The sequence below is a fragment of the Yersinia aleksiciae genome (genome assembly GCF_001047675.1).
Taxonomy (GTDB): Bacteria; Pseudomonadota; Gammaproteobacteria; order Enterobacterales; family Enterobacteriaceae; genus Yersinia; species Yersinia aleksiciae.
On record NZ_CP011975.1, the window covers coordinates 1946818 to 1962648 of the forward strand.

Below are 15831 nucleotides of genomic sequence, written 5' to 3' on the forward strand. Positions count from 1 at the left end.
GCCTCATCGTCAAGGATCCCGAAATATTTCAGATTATACTGGTATCACCTTCCCCTTTTCCGGCAACTGATCCCCATTATTCCACAAAGGATCTCACGGCGATCCTTGCGATTTATTCGGGAGTCCGTATAATCCTCAGCCCTACGTGTGATGACTGTTATCTTGATGGCCTCGGTCAAAAAGAGACCAGCAGTAAACACGGACAGGCTCTTGGTAAACTCCCGATACAGAAAACTTCTGTGCGGGCGTGCGCAATGTCAATTGACTCAGGACTGTACAATTATTACAATCCCGCTTCTTTATATGTTGCGATTGAGGCGTCGGTGTCTTCACTCCGAGCAGCCAAACGCGTTTACTGAATCAGTAATTATTTTAAGTTTAGGTAGAAATCGCTATGAAACGCACTTTCCAACCGTCCGTATTGAAGCGCAACCGTAGCCACGGTTTCCGTGCTCGTATGGCCACCAAAAATGGTCGTCTAGTTCTGGCTCGCCGTCGTGCGAAAAGCCGTTCTCGTCTGACTGTTTCTAAGTAATAAAAGCTAACCATCTCAGTGGTTAAGCTAGCATTTCCTAGGGAGTTACGTTTGTTAACTCCCAGTCATTTCACTTTCGTCTTCCAGCAGCCACTACGGGCTGGCACGCCGCAAATCACCATCCTCGGCCGCCTGAACGAGCTGGGGCATCCCCGCATCGGTCTTACCGTCGCCAAAAAACATGTCAAACGTGCTCACGAACGTAATCGGATAAAGCGCCTAACCCGCGAAAGCTTCCGTTTGCATCAGCACACGTTACCGTCTATGGATTTTGTCGTTTTGGTGAAAAAGGGTGTGGCTGACCTCGATAACCGTGCGTTGACGGAAGCTTTGGAAAAATTATGGCGTCGCCACTGTCGCCAGGCTCCCGCATCCTGATCGGGCTAATCAGGGGCTATCAGCTCGTGATAAGTCCGCTGTTGGGGCCGCGTTGTCGTTTCCATCCGACGTGCTCTCATTACGGAATTGAGGCATTGCGCCGGTTTGGCATGATAAAAGGCAGTTGGTTAACACTGAAACGCGTATTAAAATGCCACCCTTTGAACCCAGGTGGCGATGATCCCGTGCCGCCGAAACCCGACGATAACAGAGAACACTAACGATGGATTCGCAACGCAATCTTCTACTCATCGCTCTGCTGTTCGTGTCTTTCATGATCTGGCAAGCCTGGCAAGTGGATAACAATCCACAACCTGCGGCCCAGACCACGCAACAGACTGCGAATACTGCTACCGGTGATAAAGCAAGTCAGGCCGTGCCAGCCAGTGGTCAGGGTCAACTGATTACTGTAAAAACTGATGTGCTGTCTCTGACCATTAATACCCGTGGCGGTGACATCGAGCAGGCTAACCTGCTGGCTTACCCGGATGCTCTGGGTTCAGACAAAACTTTCGAATTACTGGAAACCACTCCAGCTTTCGTTTATCAGGCGCAAAGCGGCTTGACAGGCAAAAGCGGCCCGGATAATCCAGCTAACGGTGAGCGCCCGCTATTTGAAGCGCCACAGACCAGCTTTGTATTAGCTGATGGTCAGGACGAACTGCGCATTCCATTGACCTTCACCGGCAAAGACGGCTCCGTTTTCACCAAAACTTTCGTGCTAAAACGTAACGATTACGCCATTGGCGTGGATTATCACGTTAAAAACGCCTCAGATGCCCCATTGGAACTGACGCTGTTTGGCCAATTGAAGCAAAGCATCAACTTGCCTAAACACCGTGATACCGGCAGCAATAACTTTGCGCTGCATACTTATCGTGGTGCGGCTTACTCTTCTGATGACACTAAATATAAAAAATACAGCTTTAGTGACATTGAAGACAAAAGTTTAGACATCTCCACCAAAGGTGGCTGGGTTGCGATGTTGCAGCAGTATTTCGCAACGGCGTGGATCCCAGCGGCTAACGAAACCAACACCTTCTACTCCGCTGACTTGGGTAACGGTCTGGCTGCTATCGGCTTCAAAGGTACGCCTGTCGTCATTCAACCCGGTGAGCAGAAACAACTGGGTGCCACCTTGTGGGTTGGCCCGGAAATTCAGGACAAAATGGCGGCCATCGCGCCACATCTGGATCTGACGGTTGATTATGGTTGGTTATGGTTTATCTCTCAGCCACTGTTCAAACTGCTGAAATTCATTCACAGTTTTGTCGGTAACTGGGGCTTCTCCATCATTGTTATCACCTTTATCGTGCGCGGTATCATGTACCCGCTGACGAAGGCGCAATACACCTCGATGGCGAAAATGCGTTTGCTACAGCCTAAACTGGCTGCCATGCGTGAGCGTATCGGCGACGATAAGCAACGTATGAGTCAGGAAATGATGGCGCTGTACAAAGCTGAGAAGGTTAACCCACTGGGTGGCTGCTTACCGCTGGTCATTCAGATGCCAATCTTCCTGGCGTTGTACTACATGTTGATGAGCTCGGTTGAATTGCGCCACGCGCCGTTCATCTTGTGGATTCATGACCTGTCAGCACAAGACCCGTACTACATTCTGCCAATTCTGATGGGTATCACCATGTACTTCATTCAGAAGATGTCACCAACCACCGTGACTGACCCGATGCAGCAGAAGATCATGACTTTCATGCCAGTCATCTTCACTGTGTTCTTCCTGTGGTTCCCGGCGGGTCTGGTTCTGTACTATATCGTCAGTAACCTGGTGACCATCCTGCAACAGCAGTTGATTTATCGTGGTCTGGAAAAACGTGGCTTACACAGCCGCGATAAGAAAAAACAGTCTTAATAGAGAGATACCCAAATTAATTGGAGTTGCAGCGGTAAAGCCCAAGGATGGGCCGAGTAGATAAACCACTCACAACGCGGTAACGTCAAGTCAGCAGGGTATCAAGCAGACCGTTGACAAAGTTGATTAGCGGGGAAATGTGACGAATGGGTCGTCACGGCGTAAGCCGTCGGAGCGCCCATCGGTGCAGTCGCCCCGCCAGTCACCAAGCTATAAATGAGATTTGTCAGCAAGCTCAAGGCGGTCAATATGACCGCCTTATTCTTTTTACAGAAGCCTGATTTTAGTGATTCAGGCTTGTGCAAAAACAATAAGTTAAAGAGAGAAACAACCATGAGCGCCACTGATACTATCGTCGCACAAGCAACGCCGCCAGGCCGTGGTGGCGTGGGTATTTTACGTGTTTCTGGTCGTGCCGCCGCTGCCGTCGCGCAGGCGGTTTTGGGTAAATTACCCAAACCACGTTATGCCGATTACCTGCCGTTTAAAGACGTCGATGGCAGTACGCTGGATCAAGGTATTGCTCTCTACTTCCCCGGCCCGAACTCCTTCACTGGCGAGGACGTGCTGGAACTGCAAGGTCACGGCGGCCCGGTAATACTGGATCTGCTGTTAAAACGCATTCTAGCCCTGCCAGGGCTGCGGATTGCCCGTCCGGGTGAGTTCTCTGAGCGCGCATTCCTCAACGACAAGCTGGATTTGGCACAAGCAGAGGCGATTGCCGACCTGATTGATGCCAGCTCAGAGCAAGCCGCGCGTTCGGCGGTGAACTCATTGCAGGGAGCATTTTCCCTTCGTATCCATCAATTGGTGGAAGCACTTACTCACCTGCGAATCTACGTCGAGGCTGCCATTGACTTCCCAGATGAGGAAATTGACTTCCTTTCTGACGGCAAGATTGAAGGCCAGTTGAACGGCGTGATGGCCGACCTGGAACAGGTGCGCACTGAAGCGCGCCAAGGCAGTTTGCTGCGCGAAGGGATGAAAGTGGTAATTGCAGGTCGCCCTAACGCCGGTAAATCTAGTCTGCTCAATGCGTTAGCAGGCCGTGAAGCCGCGATTGTCACCGATATTGCCGGAACCACCCGTGATGTATTACGGGAACATATTCATATCGATGGGATGCCACTGCATATCATCGACACCGCCGGTTTACGCGAAGCCAGTGACGAAGTTGAGCGCATTGGTATCGAACGGGCGTGGCATGAGATTGAACAAGCCGACCGAGTGCTGTTTATGGTTGATGGCACCACCACAGATGCCACCGAGCCCGCCGCGATTTGGCCGGAGTTTATGGCGCGTTTGCCCTCGACACTCCCTATCACTGTAGTGCGTAATAAAGCGGATATCACCGGTGAGACGTTAGGGCTAACAGAAGTGAATGGTCACTCACTAATTCGCTTGTCCGCCCGAACTGGCGAGGGTATTGACCTGCTGCGTAACCACTTGAAGCAGAGTATGGGCTTTACCAGCAACACGGAAGGCGGTTTTCTGGCTCGCCGCCGCCATTTGCAGGCACTGGAAACAGCCGCACAGCATTTGGTACAGGGCAATGAACAGTTAGTAAGCGCTTACGCCGGTGAACTACTGGCGGAAGAATTACGTTTAGCACAACAGTCATTGAGTGAAATTACCGGTGAATTTAGCTCGGATGACTTACTGGGGCGCATTTTCTCCAGTTTTTGTATCGGAAAATGAGTGTAATTCGCTAGCGCGAGAGCAGATTATCGCTAATTTTGATAATCTTGCTCTATGTGTCTGAACTGTGCAGCGGCTTGAGCTATCAAAATCAGTACTGCACAGTGGCTCGAACACTTAACTCTATCCCTAAATTTGAGGTATCCATGATTATAAAACCACGTGTACGCGGCTTTATCTGTGTGACTGCTCACCCGGCGGGCTGTGAAGCCAACGTCAAAAAGCAAATCGATTATGTCACCGCAGAAGGCCCAATCGCTAACGGCCCAAAACGAGTATTAGTGATTGGTGCGTCAACTGGATACGGGCTGGCAGCTCGCATTACAGCAGCATTTGGTTGTGGTGCCGATACCCTGGGTGTTTTCTTTGAACGTCCTGGTGAAGAGAACAAACCAGCAACCTCTGGTTGGTACAATAGCGCGGCGTTCCATAAGTTTGCCGAGCAAAAAGGCCTGTACGCGAAGAGCATCAATGGCGATGCTTTCTCCGATCAGATTAAGCAACTGACCATTGACGCGATCAAACAAGATTTAGGTCAAGTTGATCAGGTGATCTACAGCCTGGCCTCGCCACGTCGTACTCACCCGAAAACTGGCGAAGTGTTTAACTCCACACTGAAACCTATCGGCCATGAAGTTAAATTCCGTGGTCTTGATACCGATAAAGAAGTGATCAAAGAAGCCGTGCTGCAACCGGCAACCCAAGAAGAGATCGACAACACGGTCGCGGTCATGGGCGGCGAAGACTGGCAGATGTGGATTGATGCACTGTTGGAAGCAGGTGTGTTGGCTGAAGGTGCACAAACCACTGCCTTCACCTACTTGGGCGAGAAAATCACCCATGATATCTACTGGAACGGTTCCATTGGCGCAGCTAAAAAGGATCTGGACCAAAAAGTATTGGCTATCCGCGATAGCTTGGCAGCCCACGGCGGCGGCGATGCCCGTGTGTCTGTGCTGAAAGCTGTTGTGACCCAAGCCAGCTCTGCCATTCCAATGATGCCACTCTATTTGTCACTGTTATTCAAAGTGATGAAAGAGAAAGGCACTCACGAAGGTTGTATCGAGCAGGTCTATTCGCTGTATAAAGACAGCCTGTGTGGTAACGCGCCACATATGGACCAAGAGGGCCGTCTGCGCGCTGACTACAAAGAGCTGGCTCCTGAAGTTCAAAGCCAGGTGCAGCAGTTGTGGGATCAAGTCACTAATGACAACATCTATCAACTGACTGATTTCGTTGGCTATAAAACCGAATTCCTCAATCTGTTCGGTTTCTCAGTCGACGGTGTGGACTATGACGCCGATGTTAACCCTGACGTAAAAATCCCGAATCTGATTCAGGGCTAAACTCAGGTTTACCGTACTCAAACCCGCTGCGCTGCAACACCACAGCGCAGTGGGTTAATCATCTTCTTATGACTCCCCGCCCTTATACTTTCCTGATAGTGCTATAGCTTTATAATAGATAAGCTAAGTCTATATTCTTCGTTTACCACAAACGCAATCACCTGCAACCTTGTGAATAAATTCTCCTTTAGATACTGAATTAATATTTACTCCACAGGGAAATGATGATGAGAATATCTTCACTGGCAGCGCCTCTCCTTAGCTTAATTATTTTAACGTCACTGAACGCTCACAGTGAGGAGCAGAAATTAATTAAATTAGGATTTAATCCCGGCCCTTATAAAGAACAATTCGAAAAGGGCGTGGCCCCCTATCTGATAAACAAAGGCTACCGCATTGAATATAAAGATTTCAATGATGGCATCCAGGTCAATAATGCTGTCAGTACCGGTGAAATTGATGGCAATATCATGCAGCATCCGATTTATCTGCAAGCCATAAATGACCGGTTACGTATTGATAATACAGGTATTGTTCAGGTGCCAACGCCGCCTATGGGGCTATATTCCAATCAGCATCAGAAAGAAGATAAGCCCAAAGATGGTGCATGGATTTCCGTCCCAAACCAACCCTCAAATGAGTATCGTGCGGCACTCTTGCTGCAATCTATTGGCTGGATAAAGCTGAAAGAGAGAATTGATCCAGCGACCTTCTCACAGAAGGATATTGCGGAAAATCCGTATCATCTAGTGATCAAAGAGATGGATAATGCCCAGCAAGTCAGGGCGCTGCCTGATGTCGATTTTGGTGCTATTCAGGGTAATTTTGCCGTATCCAACGGAATCAAACTCACCTCCGCTCTGCAACTTGAAAAACCCACTACGCAATTTGTTAATGTAGTGACCGTGGCCGGTAAAAATAAAGATGCTGAGTTTGCCAAAGATATTATTGCTGGATATCACTCGCCTGAGTTCAAAAAATATATTCTAGAAAACGAAAAATATAGCGGTTATATGCTGCCTGATTATCTGAACTAACGGGATAACCTGATGATTGAGCTTCAGCATATTTCTAAAACCTTTGAGCGCAAAGGTATCAAGCTACAGGCATTGAATAATGTCAATTTAACCGTCGAAGATGGCGATATATTTGGCATCATCGGTTATAGCGGTGCAGGGAAAAGCACCTTATTGCGGATGGTCAACTCGCTGGAGAGCCCGACATCAGGTAATGTCATTATTGATGGTAAGAACCTGCATGATTTTAGTCATGAGCAGCTCCGGCTGCTGAAAAAAAATATTGGCATGATATTCCAAAATTTCAATTTACTGGAATCAAAGACAGTTTTTAAAAATGTGGCTATGCCGCTAATTCTATTAGGAAAAAACAAAAAATTCATTCAGGATCGCGTCGCTGAACTGTTAGATTTTGTCGGTTTAGGCGATAAAAGCCACAGCTTCCCTAACGAATTATCGGGTGGCCAGAAACAACGAGTGGGTATTGCCCGCGCACTGGCAACCAATCCGTCGATTCTATTATGTGATGAGGCCACTTCTTCACTGGATCCACAAACCACCGCCCAGATTTTATTATTGCTGAAGAAAATCAACCAGCAATACAACATTACGGTTTTGCTGATTACCCATGAAATGTCAGTGATTCAAAAAATATGCAATAAGGTGGCGGTTATGGAGAACGGCCAAATTATTGAGCAAGGATCCGTATTAACGGTGTTTGGTCATCCGACGCACCCCACTACCCTTAATTTCGTCCGCACCGTCATAAAAGACAGTTTACCCGAGAGCGTAAAAAAGCTGTTGGATAACAGCCATGCAGGTCGCCAATTCCGATTAGCCTTTATGGGTTCAATCGCCACTCAACCGGTGATCAATCAGCTCATCAAGCAGTATGACATTGGCGTTAATATTCTGTTTGCCAACATGTCAGAGATACAGGACACCACTCTCGGCCACATGGTGCTGTTATTAACCGGTGAGAATCACACCATTGATGACGCCGTCAGTTATCTGACAGGGACCGGTATTGATATACAGGAAATAAATTGATGATCGAAACCGCCATTACACTGGACCAATTTGTTCAAGCGCTGCACGACACACTGGTGATGGTCAGTATCTCATTGGTGATCGGTTCTCTTATTGGTATACCCCTGGGGATATTATTGGTAGTGACCCGTCCGGGCGGGTTAATTAAAAACCGCGCCTTTTATAATATTCTCAATCCGGTCATCAATATCATCCGATCACTGCCCTTTATTATTCTGATGGTGGCGATTATTCCGCTCACCCGCTTGATTGTGAATACCACTATCGGGACACCGGGAGCGATTGTACCGTTGATTATTTTTATCGCGCCCTATATTGGTCGGCTGGTAGAGAACTCATTACTGGATGTGAATCCCGGTATTTTGGAAGCGGCAAAATCAATGGGCGCGACCCCTTTACAGGCGATTTGGTATTTTCTGTTACCCGAAGCCTTATCATCGTTAATATTGGCCCTGACCACCGCCACCATTGGTTTGATTGGTGCAACGGCAATGGCGGGGACAGTCGGTGGTGGGGGGATCGGGGATTTAGCCATCACTTATGGTTATCAGCGTTTTGATACTTTTGTGACAGTCACCACCGCCATTGTCTTAATTATCACCGTGCAACTTATCCAATCACTGGGCAATTTATTTGCCAGTAAAATTCGCCGCGAATAAATAATGCGTAAAAATCCGAGACTGATGATCCGTTGATAAGCGGGGAAATGTGCCGAATGAGGCGTAGCGGCGTGAGCCGCCGGAGCACCCGTCTCCGGACTGACGTCTAAAGTAAAATGAAAGGGGGAAACCTGCCGTTGGGGCATAGTGACGTAAGCCACCGAAGCGCCCCTAGGTGCAGTCCCCCTTCCCCTTCACACACTCACTCATTTTTCAAATAAGTCACAGCCGTGCATTAAACCTTAAATCCGCTAATCACATTCTCCAACTGCAAGGTTTGATCCTGCATGGCTTGAGCTGCTGCCGCCACTTGCTCCACCAGCGCCGCATTTTGCTGAGTCGAGTTATCTAACTGATTAATTGCCAAATTAACCTGCTCAATACCCAAACTCTGCTCTTGGCTGGATGACATAATCTCATTCATCAATGCCGCCACATTGGAAACGCCACTCATCAAATCATCCATGGTAGTACCCGCATCAGCCACTAAACCGGTACCAATCGCAATATCAGACACCGAATCTTCAATCAGCTTTTTAATCTCGCGCGCGGAGGTTGCCGAACGCTGCGCCAAATTACGCACCTCCGATGCCACCACCGCAAAACCACGACCCTGCTCACCGGCTCTGGCGGCCTCTACCGCCGCATTCAGCGCCAAGATATTGGTTTGGAAGGCAATGCTGTCAATCACACTGATGATATCGACGATTTTCTTCGATGAATGATTGATGGAACCCATGGTATCCACCACTTTTTTCACGACCGTACTGCCTTTTACCGCCACAGCGGAAGCCTCCATCGCCAATTGGTTGGCATGGCTGGCGTTATCCGCATTTTGTTTCACGGTACTGGTCAACTCATCCATCGAAGCCGCCGTCTCTTCAATTGAACTGGCTTGATCCTCGGTACGGGCAGACAAGTCCAGATTGCCGCTGGCAATCTCACGTGATGCCGAGGCAATCGCCAGACTGCTCTCACCGACTTGACGCATCATTTGCTGCAAATAGTCGATAAAGGCATTGAAACTCTGGTTAATGGCATTGAACTCCGGACTGCTGCTCTCCGGCAAGCGCTGAGTTAAATCCGCCCCGCCCGCAGACAATGCGGTGATATTCTCTTTCAAATTCGCTAAGCGCTTCATAAAGACGCGGATGGAGAACACCAGGAATAGCAGCAGCAACAACATGATCGGAATCTGCACCAATCCCAGATGCATCAGGATGCTGTGACTCTGTTTAACCAATAAGCTCGTTGGCAGGTCAGTGACCAAATACCACGGGCTATTGGCGATCGGGCGGATAAACAGGGTGTGCGAGGTGCCATCGACATCAAATTCGCTTTCTAGCGCTTTTTGCTCTTTCATTTGCGGCAACAACCGCTGTGTCTCGGCAGCCATCGGCAAACTACCCGCAAAATCAGACAGATTTTTTAGCTCTGCTTTGCCGTCAGCCAAAGCGCTGCTGCCCACAATCTTGCCATCCGCTTCGACAATCAGAATGGTGCCGTTCACTTTCTGCTCCATCTCTTTAACCAAGCGGTTAAAGAAACCTAAAGTGACGTCAATGGTTGAAACACCATATGCCTCACCGCCTTTATAAATCGCCATCGCGCAGTTGGTTCTCGGCTGTGGACTGGCATCATCTTGATAGGCTTTAGCCCAAGCGCAGAAGCCTTTCGGCGCATTTAAGCCATCTTTGTACCACGACTGCTCAAAGTAGTTTTGCGATTCTGGGGAGTTCCAGTGGGTGTTAACTGTTAGCTTGTTTTCCCCATTACGGGCAAAAAAGGTACTGAATTTAGTCACCCCTGGCTCACGTTTATTGGGCAGAGGCCAAATACCGCCGCCAAATACATTGCTGTCGCCGTATTGATCCACCAACCCCGGTAATAATGGGTCGATAGTATTGCTGTCCATAATGGCAACCGCCTGAGTAATACTGCGGGCTTGGGCTTCAACTTTATTCATTTGCGCGGTGATGGCCGTCGCAATTTGGTCAACGCTATTACCGACAATCGTGCTTTCAGATTGTTTAAGTTGTGGTGTGATAAACAGCTGAATAACCACCACGGTGATGACTAGCAAAAGAATGAAAAACGCACTAACGAGTAAGGTGAATCGGGCTTGAGTGGTTTTTAGCATTATCGTGTCGCTCAATGTCAGAGAGCTGGATAGCTCCAGATCTATTAACGGCATTCCACGCGCAGACTTGATAACGGATTGAAACGATTTTTCCGTTTCTCTCCGGCGATCACAATTTCAGTGTAATTAATCCGCGGCTGACAAAGAGTTAAGTGAAATTTTCAGGGGGCTGGCGGCAGATAGTCATTGTTATCTCGCGCAAGTTTGTCCTACTCTGGGGGGGAAACCCTGTTACGACCCTAAGTCATTCGAGTGCAACCAACGCACATGCCACTTGAAGTATGACGGGTATATTCATTTACTGAATGGGAGTATGTCATGTCACAGCAACCCCTTAAAATCGTTACCCTGCTGGGTAGCCTGCGCAGTGGTTCTTACAATGCCATGGTAGCCCGCGCGCTGCCTAAATTAGCGCCCGCCGGCGTCACCATCGAAGCCCTGCCGTCTATTCGCGACATTCCGCTTTATGATGCTGACGTACAACAGGAAGATGGCTTCCCAACAACGGTTCAGGCCATTGCTGAGCAAATCCGTCAGGCGGATGGCGTGATTATCGTGACGCCGGAATATAACTATTCTGTCCCCGGCGGCTTAAAGAATGCGATCGACTGGCTATCCCGTTTACCCAATCAACCGCTGGCGGGTAAACCGGTGGCGATCCAAACCAGCTCAATGGGGCCTGTGGGTGGCGCACGTTGCCAATATCATCTGCGCCAGATTTTGGTGTTCCTCGATGCGATGGTGATGAATAAGCCTGAATTTATGGGCGGAGTGATTCAATCCAAAGTGGATGAGCAAGCCAAAGAGTTGATCGAGCAAGGGACACTGGATTTCCTGAGCGGCCAGTTGGCGGCCTTCGCCACTTACATTGATCGTGTTCGCGTGAAGTAAGTAAGCCCTTACCCCAGTAATTCTAACGCTCCCCACAAACCTACGGGCACTGGGGAGCCACTCTCTACCCACACTTGCCACTCTCTTTTGCGGATGCTGCTGACCGATGGCCATTAAAATCACTGTCTGGTTGACCCTGACCCTGATATCCACACTTTGGCTGGGTTGGTACGGGCTAAACACACAACAAGCCGAACGTGAGGCGGATTTTCGCATCACTCACCGCGAACTGAGCCAACAACTGGCCCAGCAGCAGGCGATTCTGTTTTTGACGCTGGAACCGAGCCAACTGACGCAACTACAGCGCCACTTACCGCAACTGGCGGCCATCAGCCAAACAGCGGCCGACCATTCAAAACCAGGCCAGCTCAGCCTGCATATTCAGGGCGGCGATTACCGCTTATCTAACTCCTACAATGGCAGTGGCTTGCAGGTTAACGGCCAGCGCTTGCTGCAAGTGGTGGGTTTGCCCGCTAATTTTGACAGCGTGGTCTTGCGCTATCAGCAGCATCAACTCGCGGTGCTGGGCCATTCAACACCTGAAAGTTTCTGGCAGTGGCAAAAACCGCTGGGAGAGGGGGCGCAATCCTTCACCTTAATCGGCCATGCCACCCCGATTTGGCGTAATTTACCTTGGTTAACCGCCTTGCTACTCTCACTGATCACCGCCGCTGCCTTGTATGGTTGGCACCGCTGGCAACAGTTGGCCCAGTACCGCTTGCACGCCGAACAACGGGCCAAATTCGCCGATCAAGCCAGACTCAATGCCATGGGGGAGATTGCCACCGGCATCGCCCATGAGTTGAATCAGCCACTCACCGCCACCCTGACTTATAACCAGACCGCGCTGCGACTATTACCGCCGCAGGATGAAAAAGTCGCGCCATTACTGGTGGCCTCGGTTGAGCAGATTAAGCGCATCGCCGCGCTGCTCGACCGCCTACGAACACTGCTCAGCCGTGGGCAGGTCAACTTACAACCGGTGATGGTGGCAGATGTCTGGCAGCGGGTTAATATGCTGTTAAAACAAGAAGTTACCGCCGCCAACCTGAGGGTGCACAGCGACATCCCCGCCCATTTACCGCCGCTCCAGAGTGATCCGCTCTGGCTGGAGCAGGTTTTTCATAATTTGCTCAGCAATGCGATTCACGCGCTGCAAGATACGCCCGCACCGACAGTCTATTTTCGGGTTAACCATCAGCCAAAACAGTGGGTTATCCAAATCGAAGATAATGGCTCAGGGCTAAGCCAACAGCAGTTGGACAATCTGTTTACCCCTTTCTATACCACCCGCGAGAGCGGATTGGGACTGGGGCTGACCCTGTGCGAAACATTGGTGCAACGAATGGGAGGCGACATAAAAGCAGGAAACAGTGAACAGGGGGGCGCCTGCTTTACCCTGACTTTTCCCATAAATTCAGCAGGGAGACCCCATGACTAAACATATTTATCTGATTGATGACGATGAGGGGGTACGCGCCGCACTCGCCGCGCTACTCGCCACCATGGGCTGGGAGGTTAAAGCATTCAGCAACGGTCAGGATTTCCTCGACACCTTAGCGATCACCCAACCCAGCTGTGTGCTGGTGGACATCAGAATGCCGGGTAAAAGTGGGATAGCAGTATTGGAAGCCATTCAGTCTCGTGATAGCTCGCTACCGGTCATCATAATGACCGGGCACGGCAACATTGAGTTATGCCGTCGCGCCTTTAAGGGTGGTGCATTGGAGTTTCTGACCAAACCCATTGATGCTGATGTACTGATCGAAACCGTCAGTCTGGCACTAGAGCAACATGAGCAGGCGCTGACAACACAGCAACTGCAGACAGGCTATCAGCAGTTGCTCAGCCAACTCTCTGCCCGCGAGCGAGAAGTGGCTGCCCTGATTATTCAGGGGGAGACCAGCAAACAAATTGCACATATTTTGTCGCTGTCACCGCGAACCGTGGAGGCTCACCGCGCCAATATCTTTGCCAAGCTGGAGGTGAGCTCGCTGGCATTACTGATCCATTATTACGCGCCATTAATGGGTAGCCATTCCTAGCTGGAATGGTCGGAATAGGTAGATCTACGGAGCAAAACGGGTAGTTAGCCGAATGTTTTTTCACTACGTATCGCCGTAGGATGACGGCACTGTGATGAAATCACGTCGCTAACAATAAGGATTTTTATATGATCAAGCCTATTGCCCTCACCTCTGCCTTATTCATTGGCCTGTTAACACAAGCCTCTGCTGCGGGTCTCAACACTGAACGTAATATTTCTCTGGCCTTGGCAACAGACTTGGCGAGCCGTACCCTCGCGGTTTGTCAGGCTGATGGCTATAACGTGGCGGTCACAGTGGTGGACCGCGCCGGTATCATCAAAACTGTCTTACGCGCAGATAATGCCGGGCCACATACGGTTAAAGCCAGCGAACAGAAAGCCTTTACTGCACTGTCGACTAAAACACCAAGCGGACAAGTGATGGAAAACAGCCAAAAAACACCTGCGGCCAATAACCTGAAAGATATTCCGGGCTTCTTGCTGTTGGGTGGCGGTGTGCCAGTGAAAGCGGGTGATGAAGTGGTGGGTGCGGTGGGTGTTGCCGGTGCGCCGGGTGGGCATCTGGATGCGCAATGTGCCACCAAGGCACTGGAGCAGATCAGCGCTCAGCTGAAAGCTTAATATTATCGATAAAACGCCCCCACCCTCGGTGTCGAAAAGGGGGCGTTTTGACGATCAGTGGCTAATCACTGGCGATCAGTGATCAACAAAAGCAATTTTCAGCACAAACAGCAGTGCAACCACCACCACGCATGGGCTGATTTCACGCCAGCGGCCAGTGCCCAACTTCATCACGCAGTAAGAGATAAAGCCCAGCGCGATACCTTCCGTAATAGAGAAGCTGAACGGCATCATGACGGCAGTGACAAATGCTGGAACCGCCTCGGTCAGGTCATCCCATTTCACGCGGGATAAGCTGGAGGTCATCAGCACGCCCACATAAATCAGCGCACCCGCAGCAGCATAAGCTGGCACCATACCCGCCAGTGGCGAAATAAACATCACCAGCAGGAACAAGATCCCCACCACCACGGCGGTTAAGCCGGTACGACCACCGACAGAAACCCCGGAGGAGCTTTCGATATAAGCGGTCACTGATGAAGTACCGATAAAAGCACCGGCAACCGAGCTGATGCTATCGACGTACAGCGCCTGTTTCATGCGCGGAAACTTGCCTTTATCGTCGGTTAAGCCAGCTTTATCCGTCACACCAATCAATGTGCCGGATGAATCGAATAGGTTAACCAACATGAAGGAGAAAATGATCCCCGCCATACTAATATTCAGCGCCCCAGCCAGATCAACCTGCCCAACGACGGAGGTCACACTTGGCGGCATGGAGAAAATGCCGGAGTAATGCACATCACCCAGCGCCCAGCCAATCAGGGTGGTCACCACGATAGAGACCAGTACCGCCGCATGGATATTGCGTGAGGCCAGTACCGCGATGATAAAGAAGCCCAGCGCACCCAGCAGCACGCTGTGGGAGGTCAGATTACCCACGGTAACCAAGGTATCTGGGTTGGCGACCACGATACCGGCATTTTTCAGCCCCATCATGGCAATAAACAGGCCGATACCGCTGGTGATCCCCACGCGCAGGCTCAGCGGAATGTTGGCAATCATCCAATAACGGATGCGGAAAATGGTCAGCAGAAGGAAACCGATTGCGCCCCAGAAAATCGCACCCATGCCAACCTGCCATGAAATACCCATCGCACCCACCACCACAAAAGCGAAGAACGCGTTAAGCCCCATCGCCGGTGCCAGTGCTACCGGTAAGTTCGCCAATAAGCCCATAAAGATGCTACCAAAGGCGGCGATCAAGCAGGTGGTGACGAAAACCGCCTGCACATCCATCCCCGCCACGCCTAAAATCTGCGGGTTAACGAACACGATATAGACCATGGTCAGGAAGGTGGTGATACCGGCGATCAGCTCAGTACGTGCCGTGGTGCCGTGTTGCTTCAGTTTGAAAACACGTTCGAGCAGCCCCTGCTCAGTATCAAGGTTTGGTTTACTCATTTAAGGAGTTCCACAGAAGGGAGTGATAGTTGGGAACATCCTATAACAAAAAACCCTTGTTTTGAGCGGGATCACACTCTTTTTTGTGGCTTTTTTATCGCCACTGTTGCGCAACATTTGTATCCCCAGAACCCACGTCATTCAACTCGTTGAATTTTATTTGTTTAATATGGCTT

At 50.1% G+C, this 15831-nt stretch carries 15 protein-coding genes; 13 read left to right on the forward strand and 2 right to left on the reverse strand.

Features of this window, described 5'->3' with window-relative positions; genetic code table 11:
* Positions 1-394 precede the first annotated feature (394 nt).
* The 9 genes from rpmH to ACZ76_RS08895 all read left to right on the forward strand — a co-directional run bounded on the left by rpmH (position 395) and on the right by ACZ76_RS08895 (position 8552).
* The gene (gene rpmH, locus ACZ76_RS17950) at positions 395-535 is read left to right on the forward strand and encodes a 50S ribosomal protein L34 (RefSeq protein WP_019212655.1); all 141 of its coding nucleotides are present in this window, start codon (positions 395-397) and stop codon (positions 533-535) included.
* An 18-nt stretch (positions 536-553) separates the two neighbouring features.
* Positions 554-913, forward strand: coding sequence for a ribonuclease P protein component (gene rnpA / locus ACZ76_RS08865; protein ID WP_032814795.1), 360 nt, complete (start codon positions 554-556; stop codon positions 911-913).
* Entirely contained in the window at positions 877-1134 is a 258-nt protein-coding gene (gene yidD / locus ACZ76_RS18305; RefSeq protein ID WP_032906726.1) for a membrane protein insertion efficiency factor YidD, read from the forward strand. The genes rnpA and yidD overlap by 37 nt, the downstream gene beginning before the upstream one ends.
* Positions 1135-1136: 2 nt before the next feature.
* Positions 1137-2783 carry a membrane protein insertase YidC gene (gene yidC / locus ACZ76_RS08870; protein WP_048618585.1) on the forward strand — a complete coding sequence of 549 codons (1647 nt, stop codon included), beginning with the start codon at positions 1137-1139 and terminating at the stop codon, positions 2781-2783.
* 333 nt (positions 2784-3116) lie between these two features.
* Complete coding sequence (gene mnmE, locus ACZ76_RS08875) at positions 3117-4481, forward strand: tRNA uridine-5-carboxymethylaminomethyl(34) synthesis GTPase MnmE (RefSeq protein WP_048620247.1); 1365 nt, start codon at positions 3117-3119, stop codon at positions 4479-4481.
* Between the two features lie 146 nt (positions 4482-4627).
* Positions 4628-5827 carry an enoyl-ACP reductase FabV gene (gene fabV, locus ACZ76_RS08880; protein WP_048618587.1) on the forward strand — a complete coding sequence of 400 codons (1200 nt, stop codon included), beginning with the start codon at positions 4628-4630 and terminating at the stop codon, positions 5825-5827.
* Positions 5828-6054: 227 nt separating this feature from the next.
* A complete protein-coding gene (locus ACZ76_RS08885) occupies positions 6055-6864 on the forward strand; it encodes a MetQ/NlpA family ABC transporter substrate-binding protein (RefSeq protein ID WP_048618588.1) in 810 nt (269 codons plus the stop codon).
* A gap of 12 nt (positions 6865-6876) precedes the next feature.
* Positions 6877-7893: a methionine ABC transporter ATP-binding protein gene (locus ACZ76_RS08890; protein WP_048618590.1), complete on the forward strand. Its 1017-nt coding sequence runs from the start codon at positions 6877-6879 to the stop codon at positions 7891-7893.
* Entirely contained in the window at positions 7893-8552 is a 660-nt protein-coding gene (locus ACZ76_RS08895) for a methionine ABC transporter permease (RefSeq protein WP_048618591.1), read from the forward strand. The genes ACZ76_RS08890 and ACZ76_RS08895 overlap by 1 nt, the downstream gene beginning before the upstream one ends.
* 235 nt (positions 8553-8787) lie before the next feature.
* On the opposite strand, the gene ACZ76_RS08900 is transcribed toward ACZ76_RS08895, so the two are convergent.
* The gene (locus tag ACZ76_RS08900) at positions 8788-10692 is read right to left on the reverse strand and encodes a methyl-accepting chemotaxis protein (protein WP_048618593.1); all 1905 of its coding nucleotides are present in this window, start codon (positions 10690-10692) and stop codon (positions 8788-8790) included.
* A 318-nt stretch (positions 10693-11010) separates the two neighbouring features.
* Here ACZ76_RS08900 and ACZ76_RS08905 point away from each other — a divergent pair, with 318 nt between their 5' ends.
* From ACZ76_RS08905 to ACZ76_RS08920, 4 genes are all read left to right on the forward strand, one after another.
* Positions 11011-11583 (forward strand): NADPH-dependent FMN reductase, encoded by a 573-nt coding sequence (locus ACZ76_RS08905; protein WP_048618595.1) that lies wholly within the window; start codon positions 11011-11013, stop codon positions 11581-11583.
* 106 nt (positions 11584-11689) lie between these two features.
* Positions 11690-13024 (forward strand): sensor histidine kinase, encoded by a 1335-nt coding sequence (locus tag ACZ76_RS08910; protein WP_048618597.1) that lies wholly within the window; start codon positions 11690-11692, stop codon positions 13022-13024.
* The gene (locus ACZ76_RS08915) at positions 13017-13628 is read left to right on the forward strand and encodes a response regulator transcription factor (protein ID WP_048618600.1); all 612 of its coding nucleotides are present in this window, start codon (positions 13017-13019) and stop codon (positions 13626-13628) included. Before ACZ76_RS08910 ends, ACZ76_RS08915 begins: the two co-directional genes overlap by 8 nt.
* 128 nt (positions 13629-13756) lie before the next feature.
* Entirely contained in the window at positions 13757-14251 is a 495-nt protein-coding gene (locus ACZ76_RS08920; protein ID WP_048618602.1) for a GlcG/HbpS family heme-binding protein, read from the forward strand.
* Positions 14252-14326: 75 nt separating this feature from the next.
* Here the strand turns inward: ACZ76_RS08920 and ACZ76_RS08925 are convergent, their stop codons facing one another.
* Positions 14327-15655, reverse strand: a complete 1329-nt coding sequence (locus tag ACZ76_RS08925; protein ID WP_048618604.1) for an NCS2 family permease — start codon at positions 15653-15655, stop codon at positions 14327-14329.
* Positions 15656-15831: the final 176 nt, after the last annotated feature.